We start from the raw sequence: 18281 nt of genomic DNA, 5'->3' as shown, positions 1-18281 counted from the left end.
CCGTTCATCGCACGCCGCCGGCGACCGTCTCGGCCAGGGCGGCGCGCATGGCGAAGCCCTGGGAACCCCGGCCCGCCTGCGGCCAGAGCGCCGGCAGTCGGCTGCCGTGGTCGACACCGACCACCCGCCAACCGCTCTGCAACATGGCGAGCGCGGCGGCGCCGTGCGCGTGTTCCGCCTCGGCGCGGGCCTTCTCCGGAAGACTCAGCCAGGTGGAGCTGTCCAACAGGAAGCCGACACAGGTGGCGCCGTTGCCGCGCAGCCCGGCCAGCACCTCGGCCTCGGCCAGGCTCACCGCCCCGAACAAGCCGATGATCAGACCGCCGTCGGCGCGCTGCCGGACCCGCTGCACCAGGTCGGTCACCTCGGCCCGCTGATCCAGCCGGACCTCGGCGAGATGGTCGAGCAGCGCCCCGTCGCCGCCGGCCTCCGAGGCGTCCACGTCGACGCCCGAGCCGGTTACCAGGCGTAGCTTGTAGCCGGCTTGGCGCAGGTGCACGGCGATGCTCGCGGCGGCGGAGACCGCCCACTCGAAACTCGCCGTCGGCCCGTCGCCGCGGTGGCCGTAGGCGCGGGTGTCCAGGAGGACCGTGGCACGGCTCTCCCACGGCTGCTCCTCGCGGCGCACCATCAGCTCACCGGTGCGGGCGGTGGACTTCCAGTGCACCCGGCGCAGGTCGTCGCCGCGCCGGTACTCCCGGGTCGCCGCGTCGTCCTCGCCGTGCACCGCCACCGAGCGGGCCCGGCTGTCGCCGCTGCCCGCGTACTCCCCGGGGAGCCGGACCGACGGCAGCGGGGTGACCTGCGGGATGACCGTCAGGTGGTCGGTGGTGGGGAAGGCCCGGCTGAGCTCGCACAGACCGAACGGGTCGCTCATCCGGACCACCAGCGGGCCGACGTCGTAGCGTCCCCGCACGTCGGCCCGGACGGTGTACGCCACGGAGCTGGCCTGCTGCGCGCCGAGCCGCTCCAGCACCACCCGGGGCCTGCTGCCCAACGCGTAGGGCAGCCTGTCTTCCAACAACAGGGTGCCGGTCGGCAGCCGGGACAGGTTCTGCAGGCGCAGCACCACCCGCGAGTTGGCCCCGACCGGGACCCGGTGCGGGTCCAGCGAACGGTTGCAGGCCAGCTTGTAGCGGCTGCGCCCGACGTAGGCGGCGGCCAGCAGCGGCAGCACGGCCAGCAGCACGGCGACCCGGAGCAGGTCCCGTTCGCCGAGGATGCCGGCCGAGATCGCCGCCGCGACCGCGGCAGCCAGGAACGAGCGCCCGCGGGTGGTCAGCCCGCGCAGCCCGGCACGCACGTCACGGCCTCCGCGGCTCGTAGGGCGCGCGACCGTTGCCGGTGGCGGGCCGGGTGTTGTACGGGGATCGCTGCCGGTCGTGCGGCAACGGCAGTCGATGCACCAGCTCGGAGACGATCGCGTCGGTGGTGCGCCGGGCGAGCTGCGCGTCGGCGGTCGGGATGATCCGGTGCGCCAACACCGGCACCGCGAGGGCCTGCAGGTCGTCGGGGAGGACGTAGTCGCGCCCCTCCAGGGCGGCAACCGCCCGGGCGGTGCGCAGCAGCTGCAGAGTCGCCCGGGGGGAGGCGCCCAGGCGCAGGTCGGGGGCCTCGCGGGTGGCGGTGACGAGGTCGATGGCGTACTGCTTGACCGCGTCCGCGACGTGCACCTGCCGGACGGTCGCGATGAGCTGCCGGACGATGTCCGCGTCGGAGACCGGGCGCAACTCGTTGAGCGGGTCGGTGCCGCCGTGCCCGTCCAGCATCGCCAGCTCGGCGCCGGCGTCCGGGTAACCCATCGCGATCCGGGCGGTGAACCGGTCGCGCTGCGCCTCGGGCAGCGGGTACGTCCCCTCCATCTCGATCGGGTTCTGGGTGGCGATGACCATGAACGGGGTCTGCAGCTGGTACGTCACCCCGTCGACCGTGACCTGCCGCTCCTCCATGCACTCGAGCAACGCCGACTGGGTCTTCGGCGAGGCGCGGTTGATCTCGTCGCCGACGACCAGGTTGGCGAAGACGGCGCCGGGGCGGAACTCGAAGTCGTGCGTCTCCTGGTTGTAGACGCTGACCCCCGTGACATCGCTGGGCAGCAGGTCGGGGGTGAACTGGATCCGCCGCACCGTGCAGTCGATGGACCGCGCCAGGGCCTTGGCCAGCTTGGTCTTGCCGACGCCGGGAACGTCCTCGATGAGGAGGTGACCCTCGGCGAGCAGGACGGCCAGGGCGAGCCGCACGGTGGCGGTCTTACCCTCGATGACCTGCTCGATGTTGGTTACGATGGCCTCACTGGCGGCGCGGAACTCGTCGTGCGGCAGTAGGCCACCGACCTCGTCCCAGGTCTGTTGTGTCACGGGCCTCCTCCTCGTCGCCGTCACGGCAGCTCTGTTGAGAGAGCACCTGGACCCGCCGTTGGGTTCGCGACGTCGAGCCTCGTCTGCCGCAGGATTCTCACTGGCCTCTCAGGCTAACCATGTTTGTCGTTATCGCCGACCCCCGCAGGTAGTCCGTCGGTTACGCACCGATATTCGCCGGGTTGGGGGAACGGCCCCGGCGACCGCGGCATCAACCGGTGGCAAGGTACACTGCCGGACATGGCCGGAGTCTTCCTGCTTCTTATCGGGCCGTGCTGATGCGTTGAACGCGCGACAGCACGGCGGCCCCTCCTGCGTGAGGGGCATTTTTGTGCCCGTCGCCGGCCCGGCCCGGCGATGCCGAGACGAAGCGAAGCACAGCGAGGAGAGACGATGAGTGAGGCAGCCGCACCGGCGGGCGACATTCCCCCGTTCCGGTACAACGCGGCCCTGGCCGACGAGATCGAACACCGTTGGCAGGACATCTGGGCGCGCGAGGGCACCTTCCACGCACCGAACCCGACCGGCCCGCTGGCCGACCCGGCCCACCCCCGGGCCGGTGCGGAGAAGCTGTACGTGCTGGATATGTTCCCCTATCCGTCCGGCGCCGGCCTGCACGTCGGCCACCCGCTGGGCTACATCGGCACCGACTGTTACGCCCGCTACCAGCGGATGGCGGGGCGCAACGTGCTGCACGCCATGGGCTTCGACGCGTTCGGCCTGCCCGCCGAGCAGTACGCCGTGCAGACCGGCACCCACCCGCGGACCACGACGGTGGCGAACGTCGAGCGGTACAAGGCGCAGTTGCGCAGGCTGGGTCTGGCGCACGACGAGCGCCGCTCGGTGGCGACCATCGACACCGACTTCTACCGGTGGACCCAGTGGATCTTCCTGCAGATCTTCAACTCCTGGTACGACCGCGACGCCGGTCGGGCCCGGCCCATTGCCGAGCTGATCGCCGAGTTCGAGGGCGGTAACCGGGCGACCCCGGATGGCCGGGCCTGGGCCGGGCTGAGCGTCGCCGAGCGCCGCCAGGTCGTCGACGACCACCGGCTGGCGTACGTCTCGCAGGCCCCGGTGAACTGGTGCCCCGGACTGGGCACCGTGCTGGCCAACGAGGAGGTCACCGCCGACGGTCGCTCCGACCGCGGTAACTTCCCGGTCTTCAAGCGCAACCTGAAGCAGTGGATGATGCGGATCACCGCGTACGGCGACCGGCTGATCGAGGACCTGGACAGCCTGGACTGGCCCGAGCCGATCAAGCTGATGCAGCGCAACTGGATCGGTCGCTCCACCGGCGCGCACATCGACTTCCCGACCTCCGCCGCGCCCGTGCGGGTGTTCACGACCCGACCGGACACCATCTTCGGGGCCACCTACATGGTGTTGGCGCCCGAGCACGAGCTGGTCGACACGCTGGTGCCGGCGGCCTGGCCGGGCGACACGCGGGACGTCTGGACCGGCGGCCACGCCAACCCGCGCGCCGCGGTCGAGGCGTACCGCAAGGCGGCGGCGGCCAAGACCGACGTCGAGCGGCAGTCCGACAGCAGGGAGAAGACCGGCGTCTTCATCGGCGCGTACGCCACCAACCCGGTCACCGGCGGGCAGATCCCGATCTTCATCGCCGACTACGTGCTGGCCGGCTACGGCACCGGCGCCATCATGGCGGTGCCGGCGCAGGACGAGCGGGACTGGGCGTTCGCCGAGGTGTTCGAGCTGCCCATCGTGCGGACCGTGCGGCCGGCCGACGGCTTCGACGGCACGGCGTACACCGGGGACGGCCCGGCGATCAACAGCGCCGCGCCCGAGCGCGGCCTGGACCTGGACGGCCTGGGGATCGCCGACGCCAAGGCGGCGATCATCGCCTGGCTGGAGACGAACGGGCACGGCTCCGGCGCGGTGACCTACCGGCTGCGCGACTGGCTGTTCTCCCGGCAGCGCTACTGGGGCGAGCCGTTCCCGATCGTCTACGACTCCACCGGCGCGGCCATCGCGCTGCCGGAGGAGATGCTGCCGGTCGAGCTGCCCGAGGTGGACGACTTCTCGCCGAAGACGTTCGACCCGAACGACGCCGACTCGAACCCGGAGACCCCGCTGTCGCGCCGCCGCGACTGGGTCGAGGTGGAACTGGACCTGGGCGACGGGCCCCAGCGGTACACCCGGGAGACCAACGTGATGCCGCAGTGGGCCGGCTCCTGCTGGTACGAGCTGCGCTACCTGGACCCGACCAACGGCGACCGGTTCGTCGACGCGGAGAACGAGCGGTACTGGATGGGCCCGCGCGGCGAGGGCGACTGCGGCGGCACCGACCTGTACGTCGGCGGTGCCGAACACGCGGTGCTGCACCTGCTGTACGCGCGGTTCTGGCACAAGGTGCTGTTCGACCTGGGTCACGTGTCGTCGTTCGAGCCGTTCCGCAAGCTGTTCAACCAGGGCATGATCCAGGCGTACGCCTACACCGACTCCCGCGGCAGCTACGTGCAGGCCGAGGAGGTCGTCGAGCGGTCCGGCTCCTTCTTCCTGGGTGAGGACGAGGTGCGCCGCGAGTACGGCAAGATGGGCAAGTCCCTGAGGAACGTGGTGACCCCCGACGACATGTGCGCCGCGTACGGCGCCGACACCTTCCGGGTGTACGAGATGTCGATGGGGCCGCTGGAGGTGTCCCGTCCGTGGGAGACCCGGGCGGTCGTCGGCTCGTACCGGTTCCTGCAGCGGGTCTGGCGTGCCGTGGTCGACGAGCAGACCGGCGCGCTGCGGGTCGGCGAGGAGCCGGCCGACGTGGCGACCCGCAAGCTGCTGCACAAGGTGATCGACGGGGTCCGTGGCGACATGGACGGTATCCGGTTCAACACGGCCATCGCCAAGCTGATCGAGCTGACCAACGGGTTGACCCGCCTGTCGGCGACGCCGCGGGAGGTGGCCGAGCCGCTGGTGCTGATGGTGGCGCCGTTCGCACCGCACCTGGCCGAGGAACTGTGGCGCCGGTTGGGCCACACGGCCTCCCTGACGTACGCGGACTTCCCGACCGCCGACCCGGCGCTGTTGGTGTCGGAGACGGTGACCTACCCGGTGCAGATCAACGGCAAGGTCCGGGGGCGCGTCGAGGTCCCCGCCGACGCGTCCGAGGAGACCGTACGTGCCGCCGCCCTGGAGGCGGTGGCCGAGACCCTGGCCGGTAAGGAGCCCCGCAAGGTGATCGTGGTGAAGGGCCGGATGGTCTCCGTCGTCATGTGATGGTGCTCGTCCGTGCGTCCCGTACCGGCCGGTGCGTTTGTCCACCGTGCCGGTACGGGATGCCGTGCACTCAGTGGACGACGGCCGCGACCTCCGGCCGGCGACCGGGAGGGCCGTGGCCCGCCGAAAGCTTGTCGCGCACCTGCGCGGCCGCTGGGTGCCGCATGTCGGTGAGGATCTCGAGAGCGCCCAGCCAGCAGTCGTGTGCGGCAGTCAGGTCGCCGAGGGCTTCGTGGTTGTCGCCCAGGTGGTGCAGCGCCTCCGCCTCGTTGTAGCGGTGTCCCAGTTCTCGACTGAGCGCCAGTGACCGTCGGAAGCAGCGAGCTGCCCGGCGGTGGTGGCCGAGATGGTGGTGGGCGTAGCCCAAGGTGTCCCAACTGCTCGCCTCCCCGACCCCGTCACCGAGCCGGCGTTGCAGGACCAGTGCCCGCTGGCAGTAGCCGACCGCCTCCCGGTACGCGCCGAGCACGGCATGGTCCCAGCCGATCGCGTTGAGCGCTCGGGCCTCCCCCGCCCGGTGCCCGTCGGCGCGGAAGAGGGCCAGCGCCTGCTCGTCGTGGTGCAGCGCGGTCGCCTGGTCACCCTCCTTCTCGTTGATCCAGCCGAGGGTCAGCAGCGTCTGCGCCTGGCTGGTCCGGTCGCCGAGATCCCCGAGCAGCGCCAGCGCAGACTCCAGGTGCTCACGGGCCAGCCGGAGGCGGCCGGTCTCCGAGAAGGCCGCGACGACGTCCCGGTGTGCCTGCGCCGCTGCGGCCCCGTCGCCGCGGCGCTCGGCCGCGACCAGCGCGCGGTGCTGTACGGCGATCAGGTCCTCCCAGCAGCCCCGGCGGGACAGGAAGGTGGTCACCGCCCAGGCCAACTGCCACACGTGCCGGTCGAAGCCGTGCCGAGCAGCCAGCTCGACCACCCGGATGAGCACGCCGTGCTCCTGGGCGAGCCAGGTCAACGCCGAGGCGCTGTCCGCCGGCTCCTCCGGGATCACGCCCGTCTCGATCGGCGGCGGCGTGATCGGCTCACGCAGCGGGGACAGTCGCGCGTCGGCCATCCAGGCGCTGCGCAGATAGTGATCGACAATCCGGCGCCGGGCCGCGTGGCCCACCTCCGCGGACTCCGACTCGACCAGCTCCGCCGCGTACGCCCGGAGCAGATCGTGGCAGGTGTATCTGCCCGGTGCCCGCTCCGTCACGAGTTGCGCACGGGCCAGTTCGGCGAGGACGGGGCGGACCTGCCGCTCGGCCAGTGCGGCGAGGCTTGCGGCGGCCCGCACCGAGATATCCTGCCCGGGATACAGCCCGAGTAGGCGGAACAGCCGCGCCGCCGCACCGCCGAGGGCCCGGTACGACCAGGAGAAGACCGACCGGAGGTCGGTGGCCGGATCGCCGGCTGCGAAGCCGTCGAGGCTGCCTCGGAGTTCGGTCAGTTCCCGGGCCAACACGGCGAGCGGGAACCGGGGATGGGTCGCCGCGCGGGCCGCCACGATCGCCAGGGCCAGCGGCAGACGGTCACACCGCTCGATGATCCCGGCCACCGGCCCCGGCTCCGTCGCCACCCGGTCGTCGCCCAGCCGGCTCGCCAGCAACTCGCGGGCCTCGACAGCAGTGAGCAGGTCGAGAGTGACCGGATGGGCGCCCTCGACGGTCACCAGGCCGGGCAGTTGCTGCCGGCTGGTCACCACCACCGCGCAGCCCGCGGCACCGGGCAGGACCGGGCGCACCTGACCGGCGTCCCGGGCGTTGTCGAGCACGATCAGCATGCGGCGTTCCGACAGCAGCCTCCGGTAGTGGGCGGCCCGACTCTCCTCGCTCGCCGGCATCTGCTCCGGTGACACCTGCAACGCGTCGAGGAAGAGTCGCACCACCTCGTCCCCGGCGATCGCCGCACCGCCCGGATCGAAGCCGCGCAGGTTGACGTAGAGGCATCCGTCCGGGAAGCCCTCGGCGAGCAGGTGCGCCAGACGGATGGCAAAGCTGGTCTTGCCCACGCCGGCCGCACCCGTGACGAGCAGGATCTGCCGCCGCTCGGGCGCCAGGCACTGCCGCCGAGCCGCATCGAGTTCGACGCCCCGGCCGACGAAGTGCGGCGGGTCCGGTGGCAGCAGGCTCGCCGGCGCCACCGGCGCGAGTCCGGCGACCACCGCCGCGGGTGCCGGGATCGGCAGCTCGTCGCGCCGCAGGACAGCGGCGTGCAGACGGTGGAGCTGCGGTGCGTCCATGCCTCGTTCCCGCAGCAGGGCGATGCCCCGTCGGCAGACCTCGGCGGCCTCGTCCACCCGCTGCTCGGCGTAGAGCGCGAGCGTGAGCAGGTGACGGACGCCCTCGTCGTACGGGTCGTCGAGAACCGCGCCGGTGAGCACGCCGACGGCGGCGGCGGCCCGCCCGAGCGCGATCAGCGCCTCGGCGTGACCGCGTCGGGCGGTGCGGCGCAACGCGTCGAGACGGGCCACCTCCGGCAGGGCGAACGGCCGGTTGGCGACGTCCGCGAGGGCCGGCCCGCGCCAGCGGGCCAGTGCGGCGCCGAAGAGCTCGGCGGCGCGTGGGATCACCGCCGGGTCGCTGCCGTCGAGCAGCTGCCGCCCCTGCGCGGCCTCCTGTTCGAAGAGGCGGGCGTCCACACAGTCGTGGGGCAGATCCAGCCGGTACGCCAGGCCGGGGCCGGTGCCGACGGTGGCGACGATCGAGGCCTCCGCGGGCGCGGACCGGCCGGGCCCGAGGGCACGCCGCAGGTGCGAGACATGGCTGCGGAGCGTCGTCGCCGCGCCGTCGCCCGCGGTGGTACCCCAGAGGAGATCCACCAGGCGGCGGGCCAGCACCGGGCGGCCGAGTTCGATGACGAGCACGGAGAGCAGCTCCACCTGCCGCGGACCGAGCCGGATCGCGGCGCCGGCCCGTTCGGCCTCCAATGGACCGAGCACGGCGAGCCGCAGTTGCCCCATCCGAGATCCCCCCGTGCTCGTCGCGGGCTGCTCGACGCATTGTATCGATTCTGACGGATCTCGTGGTGCACCGGATTCGCACCCGACTTCCACTCCGCTTCCACCACGCGCCGGGAGAGTGTGCGCAACGGGGGGCGTCGAAGCGCCTCCACCGGGCGTCGACACAGCGGGCGCCCGGGCACGATGAGGAGGGCACATGAACCAAGCTTGGCAGCGTGGCCTGCGAGCAGCCGTAGCCACCGGCCTCGTCGGGACCGCCGCGGTGGTCCTGTCACCCACGGCCGCGTCGGCAGCCGCGTGCCGCGGCAGTACGGCCAGCATCTCCGGAGCCGATCTGACCTACCAGATCTGCCCTGAGGCATTCACCACCGGCCTCAGCTACTTCCTGGAAGACACGGCCAAGGACGGTCGCCGCGCCGAGGTCTGGATCAGGACGCCGAACACCTCGACGGCCGGCGTGAAGCTCGACGAGGCGACCGGAGGCGCCGGTGACTGGGCCGAGGACGAGTGGTACGGCCCTTTCAGCTCCGGCGTCTACCTCAAGGTCTGCACCAGTGACGCCAACACCAACCGCCGCTGCGGTGGGTGGCTCTGATCGCCCCGGACAGGAGAAAACCGTTGAAAGCATTCCGCATGGCCGTGGTGGCCGTGGTCGCCGCCACCTCGAGCATCTTCGTCGTGCCGGGGATCGCGCACGCCGCCGACACGCAACTGGGCATCGACGTCGGCAACATCGCCTGGGAACAGCTCAAATCAGAGAACGCCGATGTCCAGTACCGACTGAGGGAGCGCACCAGCCAGAACTGCAACTTCTACACCGGCTTCTGGGCCGACCCGAACAACGACCGCTACGACAGCTCGGGGACCGGCACCTGCGGTCCGGTGAGCCCCGGCTACATGTATCGGAACGGGTCGAAGACCTGGGACGACGTGAGGTGGCGGGCCCGGGCGTGGTGCGCCGACTTCGCGAAGTTCGCCTTCTACTGGGGCGGCGCGAAGTACACCGGGCTCAACGCCGCCGCGTCGAGTTTCCGGACCTACGGCATCAACAACGGCACCTGGCACGCCCGGGGCAGCGGCTACGTCCCGCGCAAGGGTGACGCCGCTGTCTACGACTGGGAGCGTGACGGGGTCATCGACCACGTGGCCATCGTGACGTCGTACTACGACACCAGCACCGACGGCAATCACTACGTGGTCGGGGGCAACCAGTCGGACATCGTCTCCCACGTGTTGCACTCCAACTGGGAGTCGGCCGTGGTCGGCTACACGTCACCGGCACCGAAGTAGGTTCCCGGGAACGCAACCGGCCCTGCGTCGTTCCGCCGGGTCGGTTGCGAACCGGTGTCGGTCAGAGGTCGAGCACCGCCTCGACCCCGGCGCGGTGGATGTGCAGCCAGTTGTGCCAGCGGCGTACTCCCTCGACCGCGCCCGCGTCGCGTAGCCGGCGCATACCCGGCTCGTCGCGGTCGGCGCCGGCGTCGATACCCCGCCAGGTGCTCTCGATCTGGTCGAGCATCACGCCCACCAGCTCATCCCGCGCCAGGGTGGCGGATGCCGTTGCGGTCGGCGCCGCGGCGTCGTAGGCGTCGCAGAGCAGGCGGCAGCGGCGACCCAGCTCGGCTGGGTCGCCGCCCTCGCCCAGCGCGGCCCAGTGCCACCCGGCGAACGCGACGTCCTCGATCCGGCGGCCGGGCGCGGCCAGGTCCCAGTCGAGGAAGGCCACCGGCAGGGGACCGGCGGGAAGGTCCCGGTAGACGGTGTTCTTCGGTGACAGGTCGCGGTGGCAGACCGTTTCGGCGTCGCCGGCCAGCGCCGTGCCCGCACAGGTGTCGTGCAGGCGCCGGATCAGCTCGGCCAGCCGCACCAGCGCCGGATCGGCGAAGAAGACCTGGTCCTCCTGGTCCCGCCACGGCACCCGGCCCTCGAGGTGGCTGAGCACCTGTCGGCCGAGGGCGTCGACACCCAGGTGCCGAGGGGCGAGGTCCGCGCCGACCTCGGCCAGGTGGCCCAGTAGCGCGCCGACGAAGTCCAGGTTGGCCGGTGGCGTACGGCGCACCGTGTCGCCGATTCTGACCACGTCGTTGACGAAGCCACCAGCCAGTCGCTGCCCGCCCAGCGGGTCGATCGGGTCAGGCACGCTCAGACCGGCATCGACCGTCGGCGCCGTTCGGCGCGCCACCACTGGAGGATCAGCACGACGCTGGCGATCAGGCCGAGGCTGGCGGGGGCGGCGGCGTACCAGTTGACGTGGCCCGGCGAGCTGACGGCCGCCCCGATCGCGGCGTAACCGAAGGCGGTCGGCGCGGAGGCGATCACGCTGCCGGCCAGGAACGGCAGCACCCGGGCAGCGGTGGTGCCGTAGCCGTAGCTGACCAGGCCGAAACCGGCGATCGGGAGCAACCGGACGGTTACCACGCCGAGCACACTCTGCCGGGCGAACCAGCCGTCGAGGCGGGCCAGGCGGCCGCGGACCCGCTCGGCCACGAACTCCCGGCCGAGCAGGCGGCCGACCGCGAACCCGATCGCCGCGGCCACCAGCGCGGCACCCAGGGCGTACGCGGCGCCCTCCAGCGGGCCGAAGATCGCACCCGAGGCGAGCGTGATGAAGGTTCGGGGGACCAGTGCGACCAGCAGCAACGCACCGCCCAGGATCGCCGCCACCGGGGCGAGGTCACCCAGCTCGTCGGCCAGCCGCGGCAGCTGCGCCGGGTCCGGTCGAGGGACCAGCAGCAGCAGCAACGCGCAGCCACCGATCAGCAGCACGAGCAGGGCGAACCGGGCGGCCGACGGCTGCCGGAGCAGCCGCCGGACGGCGGGGATCACGGGCGGGCGACGGCCACCGCGGCGCGACGCTCACTCCGGAGCCGGTCGGACCAGGTGTCGTCCAGCGGCGGCAGCTGGTGCGCCCCGGTGGCCCAGCGCAGCAGAAGATCGGCCAGGGCCGGGTTACGGGCCAGCGCCGGGCCGTGCGAGTAGGTGCCGAGCAGCTTGCCCCGCCAGGCGCCCTCGGTGGTGCCGTCGTTGCCCACCCCGGTGCTGACCCGCGCCAGCGGGGAGACCTCGGGGCCGAGGTGGGTGCGGCCGCCGTGGTTCTCGAAGCCGGTCAGCGCGGGCAGGCCCAGTCGGGGGTCGATCTCGCCGGCCAGCTCGCCGACGGCCCGGCTGGCACCGCGGTCGGACTGCAGGTCGAGCAGTTCCAGGCCGCGGCACTGCACTCCCTTGGCGAAGAAGGACATGCCGAGCAGTTGGTAGCCGGCGCAGACGCCGAACACCACCGAACCCTGGGCGACAGCGCGGTGCAGGCCGCCGTCGGCGATCAGCCGCTGCGCGCCCAGCGCCTGCGGACCGTCCTCGCCGCCGCCGACGAGGTAGATGTCGGCGGTCGCGGGCAGCTGCTGGTCGGAGCGGACCTCCAGAACCTCGACCGGCATGCCGCGCTGGCGGGCCCGCCGGGCGAGGATCAGAGCGTTGCCCCGGTCGCCGTAGGTGGAGAGCAGGTCGGGGTAGATCCAGACGATGCGCAGGCTTTCAGTTGACACGGTCCAACTCCGCTCGGATGTCCTGGAACGCGGTGTAGTTCGCGATGACCTCCAGCCGCCCGGGCGGGACCGACTGGATCGCGTCGGAGAATGTGCGGACGTGCTGGAACGGCACGCCGTTGACGTCCAGGCGGACCGCGAGGTCGTATGCCCGGTCTCCGGTGATCAACACCTGTCGGCCCCGCAACGGGGCGAAGTCGACGTCGAAGAGCCAGGAGGTGTCCAGCCCGTCGGGGTCGCGGGCGTTGATGGAGAGCAGGGTCGGCGCGTCGTCGGCCATGTCGAAGGCCTCCAGCCAGCTGGCCGGGTTCTTGGCCAGCAGGAGCCGGATGTTGCGCCCGTCCTTGTCCACCTGTGCGTAGCGGCCGGCCACCGAGGTGACGATGCCGAGGCGGGACACCGCGTCGACGGGGCGGACGCCGAACTCGGCGGCCACGGCCAGCGCGGTCGCCGCGTTGCCCAGGTTGACCTTGCCGGGCAGTTGGAGGGAGACCTTGTGCCAGGCACCGGTCGGGTCCAGCACACCCTCGTCCTCGACGACCCACTGCGGCTCTGGTCGGCGCAGCGAGCAGCCGGTGCACCACCACTGATCACCGTTGCGCTGGATGGTGGAGCCGCACTCGGGGCAGACCCAGGAGTCGTCGTGCCAGCGCTGACCCGCGCTGAACCAGGTCACGTGCGGCGGGTTGATGCCACGGGCGGGATCGGCCGGTGGGGTGGCGGCCCAGACCACCATCGGATCGTCGGCGTTGGCCACCACCCGTACGTCGGTGTGCCGGACCAGCGCCGCGCGCCAGAGCTGCGCCATCATGGCGACCTCCTTGGCTCGGTCGAGCTGGTCGCGGGAGAGGTTCAGCAGGGCGACCACGTGCGGCTCGGTCGCCTCGAGCACCTGGGCGAGGTAGTGCTCGTCGACCTCCAGCACGGCGTACGGGGTGCTGCCGGCCTTGGCCAGCGCCGAGGTGTGCCCGGAGGGCATGTTGGCGCCGAAGGAGTTGGTGGCGACCCGGCCGAGGACGCCGACCGCGGCGGCGGTCAACCGGGTCGTGGTGGTCTTGCCGTTGGTGCCGGAGACGAGCGCGATGGCGCGCCCGGCCGACAGGTGGGCCAGCAGTTCCGGGTCGATCTTCAGGCCGATCCACCCGCCGATCACCGAACCGTCGCCACGGCCGGCCGCCCGGGAGAGCGCTGCGGCGGTCCGTGACACGGAGCTGGCCACCTTGGCCCGTAGGGGCATTTTCGCGTCCGTCACGCGAGCGAGGTTACCGGACCCGGCACCCCACCAGATCGCCGCCGACGGCGAACCGTTCGGCCGTGGTGCCCGCGCGGGCGGCCAGGTCGACGTCCTCCGGACGCTGTCGATCTATGTCGGAAAGCGGACCACGCCGGGTGGGCCCGGAGGCCCTCCACTCCACTCCACCCCTCGTGACGTGCGGTTTTGGCCCTGGATCGGGCGCGCCACGCGGGCGAATCTGGTTGCGGGTGGAGGGAAGTGGAGTAGAGTGGGGGCCAATGGTGAGGCCGGGAGGGCTCACCGGCCCGGGGGGTCAGCGGCGCCGCGAACGCCGTTCAAGGGCGAGGGGGTTGGGCCGGTGTTTCTCGGCACCCACACTCCACGCCTGGACGACAAAGGCCGGTTGATCCTTCCGGCCAAGTTCCGGGACGAGCTGGCGGGGGGTGTCGTGGTCACCAAAGGGCAGGAGCGCTGCCTCTACGTCTTTCCGACGCCCGAGTTCCAGCGGATCGCGGAGCAGTTGCGCGCGCAGCCGATGACGCACAAGGCGGCCCGGGCCTACAGCCGGGTCTTCTTCGCCAGCGCCCACGACGAGGTTCCGGACAAGCAGGGCCGGGTCACCATCCCGGCTCACCTGCGGGCGTACGCCGCCCTGGACCGCGATCTCGTGGTCATCGGCGCGAGCACGCGGGTGGAGATCTGGGACCGGGCCGCCTGGGAGACCTACCTCGCCGAGAGCGAAGACGACTTCGCCGACATCTCCGAGGGGGTGCTGCCCGGCGATCTGTAGGGCGGAACGGCGCCCGACGTACTGCGAGATCTCCAGCCGCTTTCGAGTTCCTGGCACCCCTTCCCCGGTGCCAGGCGCACGATCCAGTCATCGGGCGAGCCCGGTGCCTGGCGGGAGCGGATGGGGATCTGGCGGTACGACGGCAGCGCCGTCTCCACGACAGGCGCACGAGAAGAACGGACGTTTCAACCAGTGGGGGTCATCATGGGGGAGCTACGAGGCACGCATGTGCCGGTGTTGCTCGAGCGCTGTCTCGAGCTGCTGGCCCCCGCGCTGGGTCGAGACGGCCGGACGGTGCACGTCGACGCGACGCTCGGCCTGGGCGGGCACGCGGAGGCGGTGCTGCAGGCGCACCCGGAAACGGTCCTGATCGGGCTGGACCGGGACACCGAGGCGCTCGCCCACGCGCGGGTCCGGCTGGCCCGGTTCGCCGATCGGATCCACCTGGAGCACGCCGTCTACGACGAGCTGCCCGAGGTGCTGGTCCGGCTGGGCTATCCGGGCATCGACGGGATCCTGTTCGACCTGGGTGTCTCGTCGCTGCAGTTGGACGCGCCCGACCGCGGGTTCGCGTACGCCCAGGACGCGCCACTGGACATGCGGATGGACCAGACCCGGGGGGTGACCGCCGAGGAGGTGGTCAACACCTATGGGCATCCGGACCTGGCCCGGGTGTTGCGGGTCTACGGCGAGGAGAAGTTCGCCGGCCGGATCGCCTCGGCGATCATCCGGGAGCGGGAACGCACCCGGATCACCTCGTCGGCGCGGTTGGCGGAGCTGGTCCGCGACTCGATTCCGGCACCAGCCCGACGAACGGGCGGGCACCCGGCAAAGAGAACGTTTCAGGCTTTACGGATCGAGGTAAACAAAGAGCTGGCAGCGCTGGAGACGGCGCTGCCGTCTGCGCTCGACGCACTGACCGTGGGCGGTCGCATGGTGGTCCTGTCCTACCACTCGCTGGAGGACCGGCTCACCAAGGTGGCGCTCGCGGACCGGGTCCGCAGTAAGGGCCCGGTCGACCTCCCGGTCGAGTTGCCCGGGTCCGGTCCGACGTTCCGGCTGCTCAGCCGGGGCGCCGAACTGGCCGGGGAGGTGGAGGTCGCCGCGAACCCGCGGGCCGCTTCGGTGCGGCTGCGGGCCGCGGAGCGACTCGACCCGAACGCGGAGGAGCACGGGCGGACCGACCGCGAACGGTCTCGCCGAAGGGTGAAGGGGATGCACCAACCGGGCACCGGGGCTGCGTGATCCGTGGGGGATCAACGGGCGTCGGGCCGGCAGAGGGACGGACGTTGAGGGGGAGGGGACATGAACAATGACAAGCGCGACCGCCGGGACGTCACCGGCGGCGGGCAGCGCGCACCGCGGTCGGGGGGCCGGACCGCGGCGGAGCGGGCGACGCGCGTGGGGAACGGTACGCCACGCATCGATCGAGGAAACCGGCAGGGGGAGACTCGCGCCCGGGGGGCGCGCGAGTTCCCGACGCAGGGCAGTGCCGCGCTGCGGCCGGCCGAGAAGGCCGCCGTCGCCGCGACCGCTCGTCCGCCCCAGCTGCGGGTTGCGCCGCCGCCGCCGGTCTCGGTGCCGCGGGCGCCGTTCGCGGCGCTGATCGTGCTGCTGGTGGTCGGTGGGGTGCTGGGCATTCTGGCGGTCAACACCAAGATCAATGAGAACGCCTTCCGGTTGGAGAAGCTGCAGCAGCAGCAGAGCCGTCTGGACCTGGAGAAGCAGCAGCTGGACAAGCAGATCGCCGATTTCGAGGCACCGGGCAACCTGACCGCCGAGGCGCGTCGGCTGGGCCTGGTCGACGCCGGCGAGCCGGGGTACGTCCGGCTGCCCGACGGCAAGACCATCGGCGTGCCGAAGCCGGCGACCGGTGAGCCGTCGGTGACCAGCCAGCAGGGCGCGGGAGGCTGACCGGTGCCACCGAGGTCGGACGAGCCGCGCCGGGACCCCGCGGGGTCCCGGCGCGGCTCTGCACGTGACGATGGCGCCACGGACGCGGATCCACGTACCGGGGAACCGGGCATGGGAGGGATCTCCGGCGCGCGGGCGTACACCCCTCGGGGCCGGACCATCCGGGAGGGCACTCCGGCGCGCAGCGGGGGTGCCGAGCAGCGACGTACCCCGCGCAGCACCCGGTCCGGCGACCCGTTCCGGCCGGCGTTGCAGGTCCTCGACGGTGGTCGGGCCGCCGCCCGCTCCGGCCGGCGGGACGCTCCGGCGGCGGGACGCGGCGGGGTCGTGCGCACCGTCGCGCCGCGAACCCCGCGCGGCCCGGCCGGCGACGAGCCGCCGCCACGCCGCCGGACCACGCCCCGCGCGCCCGGCCGTGCGGCCCGACCGGCAGCCCGGCGACCGTCCCGCAAGCCGCCACGCCCGCCGAAGCTGGCCGACCCGCGGCTGCGTCTGCGCCTGGCCACCGTGCTCACCCTGGCGCTGTTCGCCACCATCGGCGGGCGACTGATCTTCCTCCAGGCCGTGGACACCCCGGCGTACGCCGGAGGCGGCGTCGCCGACCGGACCCGCAAGGTCGAGCTGCCGGCGCCGCGCGGCGCGATCTACGACCGCACCGGAGCCCCGCTGGCACACAGCATCGAGGCGCGGTACGTGTTCGCCGACCCGACCCTGATCAAGGACCAGGCCGGCACCGCCAAGGCGCTCTCCCCGCTGCTCGGCATTCCGGCGTCGAAGCTCAGCGAGCTCATGAAGCCGCGCAGGCTGGAGACCGGCAACTGGTCGACGTTCGCCTATCTGGCGCGGGGGGTGGAGATCCCGACCGCCAAGCAGGTGATGGCCCTGGATCTGCCCGGCATCGGGGTGCACCGGGACGAGCGGCGCGAGGTGCCCGGCGGCGACCTCGCAGCCAACCTGATCGGCTTCACCAGCCAGGACATGGACGGTTTGGAGGGGCTGGAGGCCCGCTACGACGACCTGCTCGCCGGGCAGGACGGCAGGTGGGTGTACGAGGCCGGCCGCCGTGACCTCGCGGCGCCGATCCCGGGTGGCTACAGCAAGACCACGCCGGCCAAGCCGGGCAGCTCGATGACGCTCACCATCGACCGCGACCTGCAGTACCGCTGCCAGAAGATCCTCAGTGTGGCGTTGGCGCCGCACCCGGGCAGCACCGGGGCGGCGGTGATCATCGACGTGCCCACCGGTGAGGTGCTGGCACAGGCCAGCAATCCCACCTACGACGCGGCGAAGCCGGTCTCGAGCGACCCGGTCGCCCGAGAGGACGCAGCGACCAGCTTCGTGGTCGAACCCGGCTCGGTGCACAAGGCCATCACCTTCGGCGCGGCGCTGCAGGAAGGGGTGATCACCCCGGACACCACGCTGCCCATCGCGAACACCATCAAGATGGGTGACACCTGGTTCTCCGACACCCATCCGGCGGACGGCAGGCGGATGAGCGTGCCCGGGATGCTCGCCTACTCGTCGAACGTCGGCACCATCACCATCGCCGACAAGCTCGGCCCGGATCGGTTGATCGACTACCAGAAACGGTTCGGCCTGGGCCAGCCCACCGGCGAGGGCATGCCCGGTGAGGCAAGCGGCCGGTTGCTGCCGGCCGACGAGTGGAGTGACTCCTCGCACGGGTCGGTGCCCATCGGGCACAGCGTCGACGCGACCCCACTGCAGATGGCCGCCGCCTACAACGCCATCGCCAACAACGGCACCTACGTCCAGCCGCACCTGGTGAAGGAGACGATCGGCCCGGACGGGCGGGTGACTCCCGCGCCGGCCCCGGTGACCCGCTCGGTGCTCAGTCCGCAGAACGCGGCGGCACTGCGCACCATGCTGGAGGCGGTCACCACCGTCGACCACGCCACCGGCCTGACCGCCGCGGTCCCCGGCTACCGGGTCGCCGGCAAGACCGGCACCGGCTGGCGGCTGGTGAACGGCAAGAAGCAGCCCGCCGAGGTGTCCTCCTTCATCGGGATGGCCCCCGCCGAGAAGCCCCGCTACGTGATCGCGGTCTTCGTGTACGCGCCGGACGGTGGAGGCAGCGCCGTCGCGGGGCCGGCGTTCCGCGACATGATGCAGTTCACGCTGCGTCACTACCGTGTACCGCCGTCGACGACTGGGTCGCCCAAGTTCGTGGTGTTTCCGCGCTGACCAGCAACGGCGGGACATCATCGGTGAGTGCCGACGAACCACCGGGGCGGCTGTACGGCCGGAACCGGACGACCGG

Annotated in this window: 13 protein-coding genes and 1 pseudogene; 7 read left to right on the top strand and 7 right to left on the bottom strand. The window is 72.1% G+C overall.

Translation table 11 applies throughout. The annotated features are described in order from the left end of the window. Nucleotides 1–4: 4 nt before the first annotated feature. Nucleotides 5–1303, bottom strand: a complete 1299-nt coding sequence (locus ACLJN9_RS10570; protein WP_410810974.1) for a DUF58 domain-containing protein — start codon at nt 1301–1303, stop codon at nt 5–7. A gap of 1 nt (nt 1304) precedes the next feature. Continuing rightward, nucleotides 1305–2357, bottom strand: coding sequence for an AAA family ATPase (locus tag ACLJN9_RS10565; protein ID WP_410810973.1), 1053 nt, complete (start codon nt 2355–2357; stop codon nt 1305–1307). Nucleotides 2358–2750: 393 nt separating this feature from the next. Between ACLJN9_RS10565 and leuS the strand changes: the two genes are divergently transcribed. Continuing rightward, nucleotides 2751–5591, top strand: a complete 2841-nt coding sequence (gene leuS, locus ACLJN9_RS10560) for a leucine--tRNA ligase (protein ID WP_410810972.1) — start codon at nt 2751–2753, stop codon at nt 5589–5591. A gap of 70 nt (nt 5592–5661) precedes the next feature. Here the strand turns inward: leuS and ACLJN9_RS10555 are convergent, their stop codons facing one another. Further along, nucleotides 5662–8523: a BTAD domain-containing putative transcriptional regulator gene (locus tag ACLJN9_RS10555; protein ID WP_410810971.1), complete on the bottom strand. Its 2862-nt coding sequence runs from the start codon at nt 8521–8523 to the stop codon at nt 5662–5664. A 196-nt stretch (nt 8524–8719) separates the two neighbouring features. Between ACLJN9_RS10555 and ACLJN9_RS10550 the strand changes: the two genes are divergently transcribed. Together ACLJN9_RS10550 and ACLJN9_RS10545 are read left to right on the top strand one after the other, a co-directional pair. Continuing rightward, entirely contained in the window at nt 8720–9118 is a 399-nt protein-coding gene (locus ACLJN9_RS10550) for a hypothetical protein (RefSeq protein ID WP_410810970.1), read from the top strand. 23 nt (nt 9119–9141) lie between these two features. Beyond that, nucleotides 9142–9813 carry a hypothetical protein gene (locus ACLJN9_RS10545; RefSeq protein ID WP_410810969.1) on the top strand — a complete coding sequence of 224 codons (672 nt, stop codon included), beginning with the start codon at nt 9142–9144 and terminating at the stop codon, nt 9811–9813. A gap of 61 nt (nt 9814–9874) precedes the next feature. On the opposite strand, the gene ACLJN9_RS10540 is transcribed toward ACLJN9_RS10545, so the two are convergent. The 4 genes from ACLJN9_RS10540 to ACLJN9_RS10525 are packed head-to-tail and all read right to left on the bottom strand — an operon-like array spanning nt 9875 to nt 13302. Beyond that, nucleotides 9875–10663 (bottom strand): phosphotransferase, encoded by a 789-nt coding sequence (locus tag ACLJN9_RS10540; protein WP_410810968.1) that lies wholly within the window; start codon nt 10661–10663, stop codon nt 9875–9877. A 2-nt stretch (nt 10664–10665) separates the two neighbouring features. Beyond that, on the bottom strand, nt 10666–11349 hold the full coding sequence (locus tag ACLJN9_RS10535) for a TVP38/TMEM64 family protein (protein WP_410810967.1): 684 nt from the start codon (nt 11347–11349) through the stop codon (nt 10666–10668). Next, a complete protein-coding gene (locus ACLJN9_RS10530) occupies nt 11346–12065 on the bottom strand; it encodes a type 1 glutamine amidotransferase (protein ID WP_410810966.1) in 720 nt (239 codons plus the stop codon). The genes ACLJN9_RS10535 and ACLJN9_RS10530 overlap by 4 nt, the downstream gene beginning before the upstream one ends. Next, nucleotides 12055–13302: a MurT ligase domain-containing protein gene (locus tag ACLJN9_RS10525; RefSeq protein WP_410811436.1), complete on the bottom strand. Its 1248-nt coding sequence runs from the start codon at nt 13300–13302 to the stop codon at nt 12055–12057. The genes ACLJN9_RS10530 and ACLJN9_RS10525 overlap by 11 nt, the downstream gene beginning before the upstream one ends. A gap of 355 nt (nt 13303–13657) precedes the next feature. Here ACLJN9_RS10525 and mraZ point away from each other — a divergent pair, with 355 nt between their 5' ends. From mraZ to ACLJN9_RS10505, 4 genes and pseudogenes are all read left to right on the top strand, one after another. After that, entirely contained in the window at nt 13658–14089 is a 432-nt protein-coding gene (gene mraZ, locus ACLJN9_RS10520; RefSeq protein WP_410810965.1) for a division/cell wall cluster transcriptional repressor MraZ, read from the top strand. A gap of 204 nt (nt 14090–14293) precedes the next feature. Continuing rightward, nucleotides 14294–15398 (top strand): annotated as a pseudogene (rsmH, locus tag ACLJN9_RS10515) (16S rRNA (cytosine(1402)-N(4))-methyltransferase RsmH). Beyond that, a complete protein-coding gene (locus ACLJN9_RS10510; protein ID WP_410810964.1) occupies nt 15395–16003 on the top strand; it encodes a hypothetical protein in 609 nt (202 codons plus the stop codon). The pseudogene rsmH and the gene ACLJN9_RS10510 overlap by 4 nt, the downstream one beginning before the upstream one ends. A 3-nt stretch (nt 16004–16006) precedes the next feature. Further along, complete coding sequence (locus ACLJN9_RS10505) at nt 16007–18205, top strand: peptidoglycan D,D-transpeptidase FtsI family protein (RefSeq protein ID WP_410810963.1); 2199 nt, start codon at nt 16007–16009, stop codon at nt 18203–18205. Nucleotides 18206–18281 lie beyond the last annotated feature (76 nt).

Source organism: Micromonospora sp. 067-2, from assembly GCF_046549295.1.
GTDB lineage: Bacteria > Actinomycetota > Actinomycetes > Mycobacteriales > Micromonosporaceae > Micromonospora.
Note: the sequence above shows the minus strand (reverse complement) of the source record. Positions and strands in the feature narration are given on the sequence as shown.